A 16,167-nucleotide genomic window follows, 5' to 3' on the forward strand; every position below is an offset into this window, starting at 1 on the left:
ACGTCGCGGCGGCGCGGTCGTCGAGTCACTCCGCGTGACGCAGGCGGAGCTTGTCCTCGTTGATCTCGTGCAGGGCGATGGTGAGCGGCTTGTCCTCGACCGAGGAGTCGACGAGCGGGCCCACGTTGTCGAAGAGGTTGCCCTCGTGCAGGTCGGAGTAGTAGTCGTTGATCTGACGGGCGCGCTTGGCGGCGTAGATGACGAGCTCGTACTTGGAGTCGACGCGCTCCAGCAGGTTGTCGATGGGGGGATCGATGATGCCGTTGTTGCGTCCGGCCATGGGTGGACCTCCTGATCAGGCGACGGGATTCGCCGCGAAGACGATGCTGCGGGCGCGCGACCCTTCGACGAGCTCAGGGACCGGCGTGGTGCTCGACCCTGGAATCAGGTCAGCGCGCAGAGCTTGTAGACAAGTCTACGACCTCGCGGGCGGCGGTGGCGACGTCCTCGTTCACGATGAGGTGGTCGAACTCGTTCTGCGCCGCCAGCTCGACCTTCGCGGTGCGCAGCCGCCGGGCCCGTTCCTCGGCGTCCTCGGTGCCGCGGCCGACCAGCCTGTGCACCAGCTCGTCCCAGCTCGGCGGCAGGAGGAAGATCAGCGTCGCGGACGGCTCCGCATCGCGCACCTGGCGCGCGCCCTGCAGGTCGATCTCCAGCAGGACGGTCTTCCCCTCCGCCAGTGCGGCGTCGATCGGGGCGCGCGGGGTGCCGTAGCGCGAGCGGTTGTGGACCACCGCATACTCCAGCAGCTCGCCGTCGGCGACCAGGCGGTCGAACTCGGCGTCGTCCACGAAGTAGTAGTGCACACCGTCGATCTCGCCCGGGCGCGGCGGCCGGGTGGTCGCCGAGACGGACAGGTGGATCTCCGGGTTGTTCTCGCGGATGTGCGCGGCGACGGTCCCCTTGCCCACCGCCGTGGGGCCGGCGAGGACGAGGAGCCGGCTGCGTGTCCCACGGGGGGTCGGAACGGGGAAGCGCTCGTCGAGCCACTCCTCCAGCACTCGGCGTTGACGGGCGCCGAGTCCGCCGAGGCGCTTGACCGGCGAGATGTGGAGCTGCTCCAGCACCCGGTCGCGCTTGCCCGCGCCGATCGCGGGGAGGGCGAGGAGGAAGTCGGTGATGCGCATGGAGCCCTCGACCGAGTCGGGGTCCTCCGTCGCGCGATGCAGCACGGCCTGCGGGGTGACGACGCGCATGGTGAGGTCGCGCTTGAGCGAGGCCCTGGCGCGTCGTCGCTCGACCGCTCGACGTGCGGCGGCGGCCCTGTCGACCTCGGGGACGGTGCGGCGTTCCTCAGCCACGGCTGACCTCTCGATACTGGGCGGCACGGTCGGCGATCGTCTCGGCGAGGGCCGCCGGGCCCGCGGAGAGGAGGCTGCGGCTCTCGCTCGCGATCACCGAGCCGGCCTGGGAGCCGAAGCGGCGGACGAGATCCACGGGAGTGGCGCCCTGTGCGCCGAAGCCGGGGGCGAGGATCGGGGCGACGGGCGCGAACGGAGTCAGCCCCGCTTCCACCGCGTCCACTGTGGCGCCGATGACGAAGCCGAAGCTGCCCCACTCCCCCTCGGGCGTCGTGGTGGCGTTCCGGCGCGACACCTCGGCGACCACGGCCGCGGATACGGTCTCGCCGTCCGCGGTCCTCGCCCGCTGCAGCACGGTCGCCTCCGGGTTGCTGGTCGCGGCGAGGACGAAGAGCCCCTTGCCGTGCTCCTCCGCGAGGGCGAACGCACCCTCCAGCGCACCGACGCCGAGGTACGGGTTCACCGTCAGGGCGTCCGCCTCCAGCGGCGCGCCCGCGGGGAGCCAGGCCTGGGCGTAATCCGCCATCGTCGACCCGATGTCGCCGCGCTTGGCGTCGGCGATCACCAGCAGTCCGGCCGCGCGCGCGGCCGCCAGCACCTCCTCGAGGGCGGCGAACCCGGCCGCGCCGTACCGCTCGAAGAACGACACCTGCGGCTTCACGAGACCGGCGCGACCGGCGGCCGCCTCGACGGTACGGAGCCCGAACTCCCGGACTCCCGCAGCATCGGCGGTCAGCCCCCACGCCGCCAGCAGAGCGGCGTGGGGGTCGATGCCGACACAGAGCGGGCCGTGCGCCTCCAGGGCGACACGGGCCCGCTCGCCGAAGCGTTCCGTCATACCGCGGCCATCCGGTCCTGCGCGTACTCCTGCAGGCTCTTGACCTGGAAGCCCTCGTGCGCCGCGTCCATCCCGCTCACCGCCGCACCGAGCACGGCGATGGTCGTGAAGAGCGCCTTGTCCGCGGCCACCGCGGCGGCGCGGATCTCGTAGCCGTCCGCGCGAGCGGCACCACCCGACGGGGTGTTCACGACGATGTCGATCTCCCCGTCGTTGATGAGGTCGACGATGTTCCGGGCTCCGGACTCCTGCGTCTCGCTGTACTTCTCGACCACCGTGACGGCGATGCCGTTGCGCGACAGGATCTCCGCCGTGCCCTCGGTCGCCACGATCGTGAAGCCGAGCTGCTGGAGGCGGTGCGCCGGGAGGATCACCGCACGCTTGTCGGAGTCGGCGACCGAGATGAACACGGTTCCCGACGTCGGCATGCCGCCGTAGGCCGCGGCCTGGGACTTCGCGAACGCGGTCGGGAAGTCCCGGTCGATGCCCATGACCTCGCCGGTCGAGCGCATCTCCGGGCCGAGGACCGAGTCGACGGTCTTGCCGTCGGCGGTGCGGAACCGCTTGAAGGGCAGCACGGCCTCCTTGACCGAGACCGGGGCGTCCAGCGGGACGCGCGAGCCGTCCTGTTCGGGCAGCATCCCCTCGGCGCGGAGCTCGGCGATCGTCGAGCCGGCCATGATGCGGCTGGCGGCCTTCGCCATCGGGATGCCCAGCGCCTTCGAGACGAACGGTACCGTGCGGCTCGCCCGGGGATTCGCCTCGATGACGTAGAGCACGCCGGCGCTGATCGCGAACTGCACGTTCAGCAGACCACGCACGCCGACGCCCTGTGCGATGGCGAGGGTGGCCTCGCGGACGCGGTCCACGTCGCTGCGACCGAGCGAGACCGGCGGCAGCGTGCAGCTCGAGTCGCCGGAGTGGATGCCGGCTTCCTCCAGGTGCTCCATGACGCCGCCGATGAAGAGGTCGGTGCCGTCGTACAGGGCGTCCACATCGAGCTCGATCGCGTCGTCGAGGAACCGGTCGACCAGGAGCGGCTTGCCCTCCTCGATCACGACCTCGCCGGCCGTCCGCACGAAGTAGTCGCGCAGCGCATCGGTGCCGTAGACGATCTCCATGCCGCGACCGCCGAGCACGAAGCTCGGGCGCACGAGCACGGGGTAGCCGATCTCCTCGGCGATGCGCACCGCGCCCTCCACGTCGATCGCCGTGCCGTTGCGCGGCGCCAGCAGCCCGGCCTCGTCGAGCAGTCGCGAGAACAGCTCGCGCTCCTCGGCCAGGTCGATGGCCTCCGGGCTCGTCCCCAGGACCGTGTAGCCGGCCGCCTCGATGCCCTTCGCGAGCCCGAGCGGGGTCTGGCCACCGAGCTGGCAGACGACGCCGAGGATGGTGCCGCTCGCCGCCTCCGCGTCCAGGACCTCCAGGACGTCCTCGAGCGTCAGCGGCTCGAAGTACAGCCGGTCGGACGTGTCGTAGTCGGTCGACACGGTCTCCGGGTTGCAGTTGATCATCACGGTCTCGAAGCCCGCGTCCGACAGCGCGAACGAGGCGTGCACGCAGGAGTAGTCGAACTCGACGCCCTGACCGATGCGGTTCGGGCCGGAGCCGATGATGACGACCTTGGTGCGGTCCGACGGCGCGACCTCGGTCTCGGCGTCGTAGCTCGAGTAGTGGTACGGCGTCAGCGCGGGGAACTCCCCCGCGCAGGTGTCGACCGTCTTGTAGACGGGGCGGATTCCCAGGCCGTGGCGCACGCCGCGGATCTCGGCCTCGCTCTCGCCGCGGAGCTGGGCGATCTGCGCGTCGGAGAAGCCGTGCTCCTTGGCGTAGCGCAGCGTCGCGTCGTCCAGCTCGCCGGCGGTGCGCACGACCTCGGCGACCTCGTTGATGAGGACGATCTGGTCGAGGAACCAGGGGTCGATGGCCGTGGCCTCGAACGCCTGCTCGATGGTCGCGCCCTTGCGCAGCGCCTGCTGCAGGGTGACGATCCGGCCGTCGGTCGGCGTCTTCGCGATCTCGAGCAGTTCCTCGACGCTGCGCGACTCCTCGCCCCAGTGGAAGCTGGAGCCCCGCTTCTCGAGCGACCGCAGCGCCTTCTGCAGTGCGGTGGCGTAGTTGCGGCCGATCGCCATCGCCTCGCCGACCGACTTCATGGTCGTGGTGAGCGTGGCGTCGGCGGCCGGGAACTTCTCGAACGCGAACCGCGGGACCTTGACGACGACGTAGTCGAGCGTCGGCTCGAAGCTCGCCGGGGTCACGCCGGTGATGTCGTTCGGGATCTCGTCGAGGCGGTACCCGAGGGCGAGCTTGGCCGCGAGCTTGGCGATCGGGAAGCCGGTGGCCTTCGACGCCAGGGCGCTCGACCGGGACACGCGCGGGTTCATCTCGATGACGATGATGCGCCCGTTCTCCGGGTTGACCGCGAACTGGATGTTGCAGCCACCCGTGTCCACGCCCACCGCACGGATGATGTCGATGCCGATGTCGCGGAGCTTCTGGTACTCGCGGTCGGTGAGGGTCAGCGCCGGGGCCACGGTGATCGAGTCGCCCGTGTGCACGCCGACCGGGTCGACGTTCTCGATGGAGCAGACGACGACCGTGTTGTCGGCGGTGTCGCGCATGAGCTCGAGCTCGTACTCCTTCCAGCCGAGGATCGACTCCTCCAGGAGCACCTCGGTCGTCGGCGAGTCGCGCAGGCCGGCACCGCCGATACGGCGCAGGTCCTCCTCGTCGTAGGCGAAGCCGGAGCCCAGCCCACCCATCGTGAAGGAGGGGCGCACCACGAGCGGGTAGCCGAGCTGCTCGGCACCGGCGAGGAGGTCGTCCATGGTGTGCGCGATGACGCTCTTGGCGACGTCCGCGCCCGCTTCGAGGACGAGCTCCTTGAAGACCTGACGGTCCTCGCCCTTCTTGATGGCGTCCACCTTCGCGCCGATGAGCTCGACGTCGTACTTCTCGAGGATGCCCTGCTCGTGCAGCGCCATCGCGGCGTTCAGCGCCGTCTGACCGCCGAGCGTCGGCAGGATCGCGTCGGGCTTCTCCTTCGCGATGATCGTCTCGATCACCGCGGGGGTGATCGGCTCGATGTACGTCGCGTCGGCGAAGTCGGGGTCGGTCATGATCGTCGCCGGGTTCGAGTTGACGAGGATGACCCGGACGCCCTCCTCGCGGAGGACGCGGCACGCCTGGGTGCCGGAGTAGTCGAACTCGCAGGCCTGGCCGATGACGATCGGGCCGGAGCCGATGACGAGGACGGAGTGGATGTCGTCGCGCTTGGGCATTACTTTGCATCTCCCTGGGTGGGTCCCTGAGCGGGTCGAAGGGTCGCGATGACCATGTCGCGGAAGCGGTCGAAGAGGTAGTTGGCGTCGTGCGGTCCCGCCGCGGCCTCGGGGTGGTACTGCACCGAGAAGGCGGGGATGTCGAGGGCGCGCAGGCCCTCCACGACGTTGTCGTTGAGGCCGACGTGGCTGACCTCGACCTTGCCGTAGCCGTGCGGGCTGTCGAACGAGCCCTCCAGGGGCGCCTCGACGGCGAAGCCGTGGTTGTGCGCGGTGATCTCCACCTTGCCCGTCTGCTTGTCCAGCACCGGCTGGTTGATGCCGCGGTGGCCGAACGGCAGCTTGTACGTGCCGAGACCCAGGGCGCGGCCGAGGAGCTGGTTGCCGAAGCAGATACCGAAGAAGGGCAGCCCGTCGTCGAGGACCGCGCGCAGCAGTTCGACGTGGTCGCCCGACGCCGCGGGGTCCCCGGGGCCGTTCGAGTAGAAGACGGCGACAGGCTCGATCGCCCGGATCTCGTCGATGCTCACGTCCTGCGGGAGGACGTGCACGTCGAAGCCGCGGGCGGCGAGGTTGTCGATCGTGGCCTGCTTCACACCCAGGTCGAGCACGGCGAGGTTGCCGATGCGCTCCCCCACCGCCGGGGTCACGGTCGCGTTCTCGACGGACACCTGGGCAGAGAGGTTGAGGCCGGTCATCTCCGGAGCCTCGCGGACGATGCGCAGCTGCTCCTCCGGGTCGAGCTCCGCGTCCGCACCCGAGAAGATGCCGCCGCGCATGGAGCCGGCGGAGCGGATGTGACGGGTGACCGCACGCGTGTCGATGCCACTGATGCCGACGATGCCGTCCTCGACGAGGACCTCGTCGAGGGACGCGGTCGCACGCCAGTTCGAGACGACGCGCGAGGGGTCGCGCACGATGTAGCCGGCGACCCAGATGCGGCGGGATTCGGTGTCCTCGTCGTTCATGCCGGTGTTGCCGATGTGCGGGGCCGTCTGCAGGACGATCTGTCCGGCGTAGGACGGGTCGGTGATGGTCTCCTGGTATCCCGACATGCCGGTGGCGAACACGACCTCGCCGAGGGTGCGTCCGCGCGCGCCGTAGGCGCGTCCGCGGTGTCGGGTGCCGTCCTCGAGCACGAGGACGGCGGGATCGGGGAGGCGGGCCGCGGAGGCCTGCGGGGAGGAAGTCGAGAGGGTCATGACGTGGCTCCTGTGTCAGGGGCGGCGGGGATGAGCCGCTGCAGGTCGGAGATGAGGGTCGGGAGGTCGCCGCCGGTGAGGCGCACATAGCTGTCGACGACGGTCGCGTCGTCGACGTGCCACGCGATGCGCACGAGCCCGCCGGGCTCCACGACGCGATCGATGGTGACGGTCGCGCGGTCGACGGAGACCAGGCGGTCGGCGGCGAGGAAGACGGTGGGGGCACCGTCCAGGGCCAGCGCGATGCCGCGGTCGGTCACGGCCAGCTCGCCGCGTGCACGGAACGCCAGCGGGGTGATCGCGAGCCGTTCGAGGGGCTGCTCGTGCCGAGTGGTGGACACGTAGAGCACCTCGTCGCGGCGCGTCACCTCCGCGTGCTCCGGCACCCCGAGCGGGGCCGTGTACGCGGCATCGCGCCGCACTCGTCGTCGCCAGGCGAACAGCATCGACAGCAGGATGAGCAGCGCGACGGCGATGATGATCGCGACCGCGAGGTCCCGTGCGCTCATGCGCCGAGCTCCTCGACGACGGTGCCGCCGTCGACCGTGAGGACGCCGCCGTGCACCGTGTACTCCACGCGCCCGGGCAGGGCGCGGCCCAGGTAGGGCGAGTTCACGCTGCGCCCGTGCAGGTCCGCGGCGGTGAACACACCGTCGACCGCGGGGTCGTACAGCGTGATGTGCGCGGGCTGCCCGGCTGCGAGCGGCGTGCCGTGGCCGGAGAGCCGGCCGATGCGGGCGGGCGTCGAGCTCATGACGCGGGCGACGTCGGCCCAGCCGAGCAGACCGGTCTGCACCATCGACTGGTGCACGACGCGCAGGGCGCTCTCCAGACCGACCATGCCGTTCGCGGCGGCCTGCCACTCGCACGCCTTGTGCTCGCTGGGGTGCGGTGCGTGGTCGGTCGCGACGATGTCGATCGTGCCGTCGGCGAGACCCTCCCGGACCGCGAGGACGTCCTCCTCGCGGCGCAGCGGCGGGTTGACCTTGAACCGCGCGTCGTAGCCGCGGACGAGTTCGTCGGTGAGCAGTAGGTGGTGCGGCGTGACCTCCGCCGTGACGTCGACGCCTCGCTTCTTGGCCCAGCGGATGATGTCGACCGAGCCGGCCGTCGAGAGATGACACACGTGCAGCCGCGAGCCGACGTGCTCGGCGAGGAGCACGTCACGGGCGATGATCGATTCCTCGGCGACCGCCGGCCACCCGGCCAGCCCGAGCTCGGCCGAGACGGTGCCCTCGTTCATCTGGGCGCCCTCGGTGAGCCGCGGGTCCTGCGCATGCTGGGCGATGACGCCGTCGAAGGACTTCACGTACTCCAGAGCCCGGCGCATGATCAGCGGGTCCCAGACGCAGAAGCCGTCGTCGCTGAAGACCCGCACCTGGGCACGCGAGGTGGCCATGGCGCCGAGTTCCGCGAGGCGCTCGCCCTTCTGGCCCACGGTGACGGCGCCGATCGGCTGCACGGTCGCGTAGCCGGCCGCCTCGCCGAGGGCGAGCTCCTGCTCGACCACGCCCGCCGTGTCGGCGACCGGGGAGGTGTTCGGCATCGCGAACACGGCGGTGAACCCGCCGGCGGCGGCCGCTCTGGTGCCGGTGAGGATCGTCTCGGAGGCCTCGAACCCGGGTTCGCGCAGATGGGTGTGCAGATCGACGAGACCCGGCAGCGCGACCAGGCCCGCGGCGTCGATCACGCGCGCGCCGGTGCGGGTGAGCCCCGTCCCAACCTGGGCGATCACGCCGTCCTCGATGATGATGTCGGCGCTCGTCGCGCCGAGCAGCTGTGCACCGGTGATGACGAGGGTCTCGCTCACAGGTCTCCCCCTCGTTCGTCGTCTCGTTCCCCTGCCAGCAGCAGGTACAGCACCGCCATGCGCACGGAGACCCCGTTCGACACCTGTTCCAGCACCGTCGAACGGGGGGAATCGGCAGCTTCGGAGGAGATCTCCAGTCCCCGGTTCATGGGTCCGGGGTGCAGGACAATGCTACCGCCCGGCAGCGCCGCCACGCGCCGTGCGTCCAGGCCCCACCTCCGCGAATACTCCCGCTCAGTCGGGAAATACGCCGCGTTCATCCGCTCGAGCTGGATGCGCAGCATCATCACGGCGTCCGGCCCCTCCGCGAGGGCTTCGTCCAGGTCGTAGACCACGCGGACCGGCCACAGGGACACGTTCTGCGGAACCAGGGTCGGCGGCGAGACGAGCGTGACCTCGGCGCCGAGCGTCGTGAGCAGCCAGACGTTGGAGCGCGCCACCCGCGAGTGCAGCACGTCGCCGACGATCGTCACTCGGAGACCGGACAGATCGCGTCCGCGGCTGTCCGCTCCGAACCGGCGCTTGCGGATGGTGAAGGCGTCGAGAAGTGCCTGGGTGGGATGCTCGTGCGTCCCGTCGCCGGCGTTCACGACCCCGGCGGAGATCCAGCCACTCGTGGCCAGGGTCTGCGGGGCGCCGGAGCCGGGGTGACGCACGACGACCGCGTCGGCGCCAATGGCCTCGAGCGTCTGCGCGGTGTCCTTCAGGCTCTCGCCCTTCGAGACGCTGGAGCCCTTCGCGGCGAAGTTGATGACGTCGGCGGACAAACGCTTCGCCGCGGCCTCGAAGGAGATACGGGTGCGCGTGGAGTCCTCGAAGAAGAGGTTCACGACCGTCTTGCCACGGAGCGTGGGGAGCTTCTTGACCTCGCGGGACTGCGTGTCAGCCATGTCCTCGGCGACGTCGAGGATGCGCAGGGCGGTGGCTCTGTCGAGCGTGCGGGTGTCGAGGAGGTGCCTCATTCGCCGATCGTCACCTCCTCGGCGCCGTCGTTCTCGAACAGACGCACGTTGACGCGCTCGGTGCGCGCGGAGGGGATGTTCTTGCCCACGAAGTCCGGGCGGATGGGAAGCTCCCGGTGTCCGCGGTCGATGAGGATCGCGAGCCGCACGACGGCGGGACGGCCGATCGACTGCAGGGCGTCGAGCGCGGCGCGGATGCTCCGGCCGGAGAACAGGACGTCGTCGACGAGGACGACCGTCTTCCCGTCGATGCCGCCCGGGGGGATCTCCGTCGGCTGCGGCGACCGCGTCGGGTGCTTGGCGAGGTCGTCGCGGAACAGCGTCACGTCGAGGGAGCCGACCGGGACGGAGACCTGGGCGATCTCGCTGATCAGGGCGGCGAGCCGGTGACCCAGCGTGACGCCGCGGGTCGGGATACCCAGCAGGACGAGGTCGTCGGCCCCGCGATTGGACTCGAGGATCTCGTGCGCGATCCGGGTCAGCGCTCGTGAGATGTCGGCTTGGTGCAGCACAGTGCGCACACTCATCAGCCGCTCCCTTCTCCGCCTCACAGGACGGTGTTAAAGGTTGCTAGTGCGCCCAGTCTATCGGACCCGCGATGGTCCGCCCGGTCAGCTCGCCTCGCGGAGCACGGGATCCGTCACATCGTCGATCTTGGACGACCGGATCGGGTGGCCGCTCGTGGAGAGGCAGCGCCCGGTCTTCAGGTCCCACTTCCAGTCGTGCATGCTGCACGTCAGGATGCCGTCCTCGTCGACCTTCCCCGTCTTGGTGAGGTCGGCACGAAGGTGCGGGCAGCGGCGCTGGACGACCCAGTCGCCGATCTCCGCATCCTCGGTCTGGTCGGTCTGCTCCTGGTACCAGTTCTCGACGTACTCGATCCGGTCGACCGAGAGGCACTTGAGGAAGGTGGTGAGGAACTCGTTGAACTTGCCGCTGCGCCCGACCGAGAACTGCATCGACAGGAAGATCGAGTTCGACCAGTCGATCTCGTGGTCGCGGATGTTCGTCGACACGAGGTCGGCCGGGATCGTGTACCAGTACACGCACTCCTCGCCCGCGTACTCGCGGACCTTGGCGCGCGGGAAGTCGACCACCATGTCCAGCTCCCCGATCCGGAAGCGGACGTGCCCGCCGACACCGAGGCGGATGGTGCGCGACTTCTTCAGCAGCGGCTCCCACCACTCCTTGATCGCCGCCAGCATCTCGTCGGGCGGGATGATCTCGGCGCGAGACGCCTCCTCGTCGCGGATCTCCTGCTGGCGGGTCGCGCGCTGCTCCTCCAGGTACTCCCACTTCTCGTCGAAGATGTGGGCGAGCTCGGCCTCGGTGTAGAGCGTCTGCTCGGTGGTCACCGCACCGCCGTCGATCGTGACGAGCGTGCCGGGGACGAAGAGCTGCCCGTCGTACTTCGGCGCCAGCTCCTTCATGTGCGCGATGAACTGCTTCTGGTCCGTGAAGATGGACTCGCCGTTGCGGCCCATCCCGTTGAAGTCGAAGAGGTCGTCGCGGAGGAACATGGGCGGCCCCGCCATCGGGAAGACGTGCGGCGCGTCGACCTTCTCGATGTAGTACATCGCCCGCTTGTTCTGCGCCTCGCGCTTGAGACGGGCGAAGTTCTGCTTGGCGTCCAGCGGCAGGTCGTAGACCATGGGCCACCAGATCGCTCCGGAGACCTGGGTGAAGTAGGCGTCGGGCTTCCCGAAGTGCAGCAGCTTGTCGAGATCGAGCGGGTGCGAGTCGTTCTGGTTCAGCATCGACCCCGTGCCGTCGTCCACGCTGAGCGACGAATCGCCGATCGGGCCGTCGCTCGGAGCGCGCAGCGGGGTGATCATCATCTTGAGCGCCCCGCGCTCGATGATCTCACCGGCGGGCGCGTAGGTGATGTTCGTGTAGCCGAGCGCCCGGATGTCCTGCTCCAGGTCGTCGATCGGGTACTCCGGGAGGAGCACCTCGATGTCCTTGCGGATGTACCGCTCCAGCAGCGCCGGGTCGAAGTGGTCGCGGTGCCGGTGCGAGATGTAGAGGAAGTCGGCTTCCCGTCCGTACCGCTCCCAGTCGAGCGCGCGGTTGTCCGGGAACGGGAACCAGGACCCGAAGAAGGACGGGCCGAGCACCGGGTCGCAGATGATGTTGCCGCCCACCGTCTCGATGAACATGCCGGCGTGGCCGAGTCCCGTGATCCGCATTGCATTCCTCTCGAAGATGAACCGTTCGATTGTACCGACGGCTCCCTGAGCAGCCGGCGGGACGGGCCGGGGAAAACGGTCTAGTCGTCGAAGAGACCGCGGATGTCGTCGGCGGTGAGCGCCTGGGCGAAGAGCGCGTCGTCGTCGAGCACGGCCGTGAACAGCCGCGCCTTGCGGCGTTGCAGCGCGAGGACCTTCTCCTCGATCGTGCCGGTCGCGATCATGCGGTACACGAACACCTGGCTGCGCTGGCCGATGCGGTGCGTGCGGTCGACGGCCTGCGCCTCGGCGGCGGGGTTCCACCACGGGTCGAGGAGGAAGACGTAGTCGGCCTCGGTCAGGGTGAGTCCGAATCCGCCGGCCTTCAGGCTGATGAGGAAGACGGGCTGCTCCCCCTCCGCGAAGTCCGTGACCACCCGCTCGCGATGCCGCGTCGAGCCGTCGAGGTGCGCGTACGGGATGCCGGCGGCGTCCAGACGCGCGGCCGCCATGTCGAGGAAGGACGTGAACTGGCTGAACACGAGCGCGCGGTGCCCCTCCGCCTGCAGCTCGACGATCCGTTCCAGGAGCTCGTCGAGCTTGCGGGAGCCGAGGCGCGCATCGGCCGGGTCGATCAGCGCCGGAGCGAGGCTCAGCATGCGCAGCAGAGTCAGCGACCGGAACACGATGAAGCGGTTCCGATCGAGATCCTCCAGCAGGCCGAGCACCTTCTGCCGCTCGCGTTGCAGCACCGTCTCGTAGAGCTCGCGATGCCCCGCGCTCAGCTCGACCTCCAGCACCTGCTCCTGCTTCGGCGGAAGATCGGGGGCGACGAGCTCCTTGGTGCGGCGGAGCACGAGGGGACGGATGCGCCGTCGAAGCTGCGCGAGGCGGCGCTGCCGGTAGGGTCCGCCCTCCGCGTTCTCCGGGACCTTCCCCTGCTCGATCGGCTGGATGTAGTGCTCGCGGAACTTCCGCGCCGAGGCGAACAGGCCGGGCGCCGTGAGCTTCAGCAGCGCCCAGAGCTCCTCCAGGCTGTTCTCCAGCGGCGTGCCCGTGACCGCGATGGTGACGTCGGCTGGGAAGCGGGCGACGGCACGGTGCAGCTTCGTCGCCGGATTCTTCACGAACTGGGCCTCGTCGAGGAACAATCCGGCCCAGGTGACGCCTGCGAACCCCTCTTCATCGAGCCGGGCGACGGCGTAGGTCGTCAGCACGACGTCGGCCTCGCGAGCCGCGACACTCGCCGACGGTCCGGCCGTGGAGTCCCGGGTGACCACGCGGAGGCCGGGAGCGAATCGCGCGGCTTCGGTGCGCCACGTGGCCAGCACGGACGTCGGGACCACGACGAGGAAGGGGCGCTCCTCCCCCGCCGCCCTGGCATGCAGGATGAGCGCGAGCAACTGGACGGTCTTCCCGAGCCCCATGTCATCGGCGAGGATGCCGCCGAGGCGGTGCGTCCAGAGGAACGCGAGCCAGTCGAGGCCCTCCTTCTGGTACGGCCGAAGGTGTGCGGTGAGCCCCGGCGGGATCGGCACCGACGGCACCGCAGTGGCGCTGCGCAGTCCCTCGGCCGTGGCGCGCCAGCTCACCGCGGGAAGGGCTTCGTCCGCCAGATCCTCGAACTCCTCCCACAGATCCGTCTGATGACGACTGATCCGTGGGCCCGTCTCCCACTCGTCGAGGTCTCCGGCCTCGTCGAGCAGGTCACGCAGACGGTCGAGCGCCGGGTGGTTCAGGGAGAAGTAGCTGCCGTCGACGAGCAGGAGCTTCCGTCTCCCCGCGCTCAGGGCGGTGAAGAGCGGCTCGAACGGGATGCTCCGACCGTCGATGCGGACGATGACGCCGAGGTCGAACCAGTCCGGGTCGGTGCTCTCCACGGTCGAGACCGTGATCTCCGGCTCCCCGGCGAGCTCGCGATACGTCTTGCGGCGGCCCGACACCTCCACCTCGACGCCCTCCGCCTCCACGGCGGGGACGACGCGGGTCATGAACTCCGCGGCTTCCACGTCGTGGAACGCGCCCGCGGGGGCGAACGCGACACCGTGCTCCTGCCAGACGTTCCGGATCCGCTCCGTCACCCCGGCCTCGGCCTCCGGATCGCGCACGGCCTCCGGACCCGGCGTGAACGGCACCCGCCCGAAGCCGCGATAGTCCCACTCGACGGCGTACTCCACGGTGTCGCCGCGACGGAACGCCACCCGCAGCACGGCACGGGGCGGCGGGAGGTCCGGCAGCGAGACGCGGCCGACCGCGCGGACGGAGAGGCGACGCGCGAGGAGCGGATAGGCGTCCTGGAGGAAGGCCGCCTCCTCCGCTGCGGGGACGACGAGCATCCCGGCCCGGAGCAGCGACGGCGCGGGCCCCGCGAGCGGAAGCTCCGCGAGCGTCACCTGCAGGCGCGACCCGCTCTGCGCGACCTCGTACACGCCGGAGCGCCCGAGGGCGCGGATGCTGCCCGGCAGCGTCTCGCGCCCGTCCAGGGTCACGACCGGACGGACGACGAGGCCGCCGTCGTCGTCACGGGACACGGTCGCCGCCAGTTCTGCGCTGTCAGCGAGGACGAGCGTCGTCGACCGCTGGGCCGCCACGAGCGGGATGCCAAGGTCGGTCGCCGACCGCAGATGCCCCCAGAGGAGCCGCGACTCGATCAGGTCGGCGACGAGCCAGTCCCCCGCCGTGCCGGAGAGCAGCGCGTCGCGCGCGATGCTCAGCAGATCGGCGAACCACCGCGACTGCTCCCGACCGTACTGGTCCGGCGCGCGGCGGACCGCGTCCCAGGTGGCGGAGCCGAGCACCCAGGACCCCGTCGCCGCGCTCCGCTCCAGCGGACGGATGCCGAGGAGGATCTCTCCGGTCGCCTTCGCGACATCACGCGGAGTCGCGGTGCGCTGCGGCCGGGACGCCCACGGATTCGCTCCTCGGGCGTCGCGGACGCGCAGCTCGAACCCGAGGGCCAGCGGGGTCGTCGCCGCCGGAGCGGCGCCGCCCTCGAACAGCGCGCGCCAGTCCCGCGCCCCGTCTCCCGGGGCACCCGAGGCGGAGACGGGCGGGCGGATCATGGGATGATCCTGCCCGCCATCGCCGACACCGCCGCTGCGGCGCTCAGGCCGAGCGGGCGACGCGGGCGAGCACGCCGTGCACGAACGCGCCCGACTCATCGGTGGAGAACTCCTTCGCGAGCTCCACCGCCTCGTCGATCGCGACCGCGGTCGGCACCTCGTCGTTGTAGAGGATCTCCCACGCGCCGATGCGCAGCAGGGCGCGGTCGACGGCGGGCATCCGCTCGAGCTTCCAGTCACGGCTGTGCGTCGTGATCTGCTCATCGATCTCGTCGCGCTGGTCGATGATGCCGTCGACGATCTCGCGGGCGTACAGCCACGACGCCTCGCGCGCGGGCTCGTTCGCGGCACGCTTCGCCTCGGCGGCGAGGGCCACCGCGACGTCGTCGCCGCGGACGTCGGCGGAGAACAGGATGTCGAGCGCGCGCTTGCGCGCCTTCGTGCGGGCGCTCACGCCTTACTTCTCGCGGCCGAGGTACTCGCCCGTGCGGGTGTCGACCTTGACCTTGGTGCCGGTCTCCAGGAACAGCGGGACCTGGATCTCGTAGCCGGTCTCGAGCGTCGCGGGCTTGGTGCCGGCGGACGAGCGGTCGCCCTGCAGGCCGGGCTCGGTGTAGGTCACCTCGAGGATGACCGACGCCGGGAGGTCGATGTAGAGGGGGTTGCCGTTGTTGAGGGCGATGGTGACCTGCTGGTTCTCGAGCAGGAAGTTCTTCGCGTCGCCGACCGTGGCGGCCGGCAGCGTGATCTGGTCGAAGTCGGTCTGGTCCATGAACACGAACCCGTCACCGTCGGTGTAGAGGTAGGTGTAGTCGCGACGGTCGACGTTCTCGATGTCGATCTTCGCACCGGCGTTGTACGTGCGGTCCACGGTCTTGCCCGAGACGACGTTCTTCAGCTTCGTGCGGACGAACGCGCCGCCCTTGCCGGGCTTGACGTGCTGGAACTCGATGACGCTCCAGAGCTGCCCGTCGATGCTGAGGACGACGCCGTTCTTGATGTCTGCGGTGGATGCCATGTGCGAGGAGTTCCGTTCCTGAGTCCGTGGGGGCCGGGGTCGGCCGACAGTCGATTCTACGGGATGCCCGGCGCCAGCCGCCGCGTGGGCACGATAGACGCTCCTGGGTGCGAGGGGAAGCCCCGTGACGACGACGACCGCCCCCGGCAGCCTGGAGCGGGACAGGAGGAATCGACATGAGTGAGAACGACCGCGACCGCGACCCGACCAGGATGGCGAATCAGCCGGCACTGCGGACGTCGTCCGGGGCGGTGTGGCTCATCGTCGCCGCGATCTTCACCGCGGTCAGCCTCGTGCCCCTGATCGGGATCGTCCGCAGCGGCGGGGCGGCGGGAACGGTCGGCCTCATCACGGCGATCGTCCTGGTGCTGGGCCTGGTGGCGATGGTGGTCATCCGCCTCACCGTGGCGCCTGTGCGTCCTCGGCTCCGTGCGCTCGCCGGCTGCTTCCTCGCCATGGCTCTGCTGACGCTCGTGGGCATCACCGTCTGCGTCCTGCTCGTCGGCCTACCCTGATCCCGCC

At 70.2% G+C, this 16,167-nt stretch carries 14 protein-coding genes; 1 reads left to right on the forward strand and 13 read right to left on the reverse strand.

Going from position 1 to position 16,167, the window contains the following annotated elements:
- Positions 1–25 precede the first annotated feature (25 nt).
- The 13 genes from rpoZ to efp all read right to left on the reverse strand — a co-directional run bounded on the left by rpoZ (position 26) and on the right by efp (position 15,645).
- Positions 26–280, reverse strand: a complete 255-nt coding sequence (gene rpoZ / locus MICNX66_RS08400) for a DNA-directed RNA polymerase subunit omega (RefSeq protein WP_025103490.1) — start codon at positions 278–280, stop codon at positions 26–28.
- A gap of 109 nt (positions 281–389) precedes the next feature.
- On the reverse strand, positions 390–1,301 hold the full coding sequence (gene gmk, locus MICNX66_RS08405; RefSeq protein WP_187661498.1) for a guanylate kinase: 912 nt from the start codon (positions 1,299–1,301) through the stop codon (positions 390–392).
- Positions 1,294–2,139, reverse strand: a complete 846-nt coding sequence (gene pyrF / locus MICNX66_RS08410) for an orotidine-5'-phosphate decarboxylase (RefSeq protein ID WP_187661499.1) — start codon at positions 2,137–2,139, stop codon at positions 1,294–1,296. The genes gmk and pyrF overlap by 8 nt, the downstream gene beginning before the upstream one ends.
- Positions 2,136–5,423 carry a carbamoyl-phosphate synthase large subunit gene (gene carB, locus MICNX66_RS08415; RefSeq protein WP_187661500.1) on the reverse strand — a complete coding sequence of 1,096 codons (3,288 nt, stop codon included), beginning with the start codon at positions 5,421–5,423 and terminating at the stop codon, positions 2,136–2,138. The genes pyrF and carB overlap by 4 nt, the downstream gene beginning before the upstream one ends.
- Complete coding sequence (gene carA, locus MICNX66_RS08420) at positions 5,423–6,625, reverse strand: glutamine-hydrolyzing carbamoyl-phosphate synthase small subunit (protein WP_187661501.1); 1,203 nt, start codon at positions 6,623–6,625, stop codon at positions 5,423–5,425. Before carA ends, carB begins: the two co-directional genes overlap by 1 nt.
- Positions 6,622–7,134: a PH-like domain-containing protein gene (locus MICNX66_RS08425; protein WP_187661502.1), complete on the reverse strand. Its 513-nt coding sequence runs from the start codon at positions 7,132–7,134 to the stop codon at positions 6,622–6,624. Before MICNX66_RS08425 ends, carA begins: the two co-directional genes overlap by 4 nt.
- Entirely contained in the window at positions 7,131–8,435 is a 1,305-nt protein-coding gene (locus tag MICNX66_RS08430; protein ID WP_187661503.1) for a dihydroorotase, read from the reverse strand. Before MICNX66_RS08430 ends, MICNX66_RS08425 begins: the two co-directional genes overlap by 4 nt.
- Entirely contained in the window at positions 8,432–9,397 is a 966-nt protein-coding gene (locus tag MICNX66_RS08435) for an aspartate carbamoyltransferase catalytic subunit (protein WP_062634500.1), read from the reverse strand. The genes MICNX66_RS08430 and MICNX66_RS08435 overlap by 4 nt, the downstream gene beginning before the upstream one ends.
- Complete coding sequence (gene pyrR, locus MICNX66_RS08440; protein ID WP_071328635.1) at positions 9,394–9,924, reverse strand: bifunctional pyr operon transcriptional regulator/uracil phosphoribosyltransferase PyrR; 531 nt, start codon at positions 9,922–9,924, stop codon at positions 9,394–9,396. Before pyrR ends, MICNX66_RS08435 begins: the two co-directional genes overlap by 4 nt.
- An 84-nt stretch (positions 9,925–10,008) precedes the next feature.
- The gene (locus tag MICNX66_RS08445; protein ID WP_025103499.1) at positions 10,009–11,586 is read right to left on the reverse strand and encodes a Rieske 2Fe-2S domain-containing protein; all 1,578 of its coding nucleotides are present in this window, start codon (positions 11,584–11,586) and stop codon (positions 10,009–10,011) included.
- 80 nt (positions 11,587–11,666) lie between these two features.
- A complete protein-coding gene (locus MICNX66_RS08450) occupies positions 11,667–14,627 on the reverse strand; it encodes a DEAD/DEAH box helicase (RefSeq protein ID WP_187661504.1) in 2,961 nt (986 codons plus the stop codon).
- A gap of 43 nt (positions 14,628–14,670) precedes the next feature.
- Entirely contained in the window at positions 14,671–15,081 is a 411-nt protein-coding gene (gene nusB, locus MICNX66_RS08455) for a transcription antitermination factor NusB (protein WP_101845674.1), read from the reverse strand.
- A 3-nt stretch (positions 15,082–15,084) separates the two neighbouring features.
- Entirely contained in the window at positions 15,085–15,645 is a 561-nt protein-coding gene (gene efp, locus MICNX66_RS08460; RefSeq protein WP_025103502.1) for an elongation factor P, read from the reverse strand.
- Positions 15,646–15,821: 176 nt separating this feature from the next.
- Between efp and MICNX66_RS08465 the strand changes: the two genes are divergently transcribed.
- Positions 15,822–16,160 (forward strand): hypothetical protein, encoded by a 339-nt coding sequence (locus MICNX66_RS08465; RefSeq protein ID WP_187661505.1) that lies wholly within the window; start codon positions 15,822–15,824, stop codon positions 16,158–16,160.
- The last annotated feature ends 7 nt before the right edge of the window (positions 16,161–16,167 follow it).

This window comes from Microbacterium sp. Nx66, from assembly GCF_904066215.1.
Lineage (GTDB): Bacteria > Actinomycetota > Actinomycetes > Actinomycetales > Microbacteriaceae > Microbacterium > Microbacterium meiriae.

Excerpts from the sequence above, each read along its gene's own strand:
- rpoZ (WP_025103490.1), bottom strand. The coding sequence starts at position 280 with ATGGCCGGACGCAACAACGGCATCATCGATCCCCCCATCGACAACCTG.
- pyrF (WP_187661499.1), bottom strand. The coding sequence starts at position 2,139 with ATGACGGAACGCTTCGGCGAGCGGGCCCGTGTCGCCCTGGAGGCGCAC.
- carB (WP_187661500.1), bottom strand. The coding sequence starts at position 5,423 with ATGCCCAAGCGCGACGACATCCACTCCGTCCTCGTCATCGGCTCCGGC.
- carA (WP_187661501.1), bottom strand. The coding sequence starts at position 6,625 with ATGACCCTCTCGACTTCCTCCCCGCAGGCCTCCGCGGCCCGCCTCCCC.
- MICNX66_RS08425 (WP_187661502.1), bottom strand. The coding sequence starts at position 7,134 with ATGAGCGCACGGGACCTCGCGGTCGCGATCATCATCGCCGTCGCGCTG.
- MICNX66_RS08435 (WP_062634500.1), bottom strand. The coding sequence starts at position 9,397 with ATGAGGCACCTCCTCGACACCCGCACGCTCGACAGAGCCACCGCCCTG.
- pyrR (WP_071328635.1), bottom strand. The coding sequence starts at position 9,924 with ATGAGTGTGCGCACTGTGCTGCACCAAGCCGACATCTCACGAGCGCTG.
- MICNX66_RS08445 (WP_025103499.1), bottom strand. The coding sequence starts at position 11,586 with ATGCGGATCACGGGACTCGGCCACGCCGGCATGTTCATCGAGACGGTG.
- MICNX66_RS08450 (WP_187661504.1), bottom strand. The coding sequence starts at position 14,627 with ATGATCCGCCCGCCCGTCTCCGCCTCGGGTGCCCCGGGAGACGGGGCG.
- efp (WP_025103502.1), bottom strand. The coding sequence starts at position 15,645 with ATGGCATCCACCGCAGACATCAAGAACGGCGTCGTCCTCAGCATCGAC.
- MICNX66_RS08465 (WP_187661505.1), top strand. The coding sequence starts at position 15,822 with ATGAGTGAGAACGACCGCGACCGCGACCCGACCAGGATGGCGAATCAG.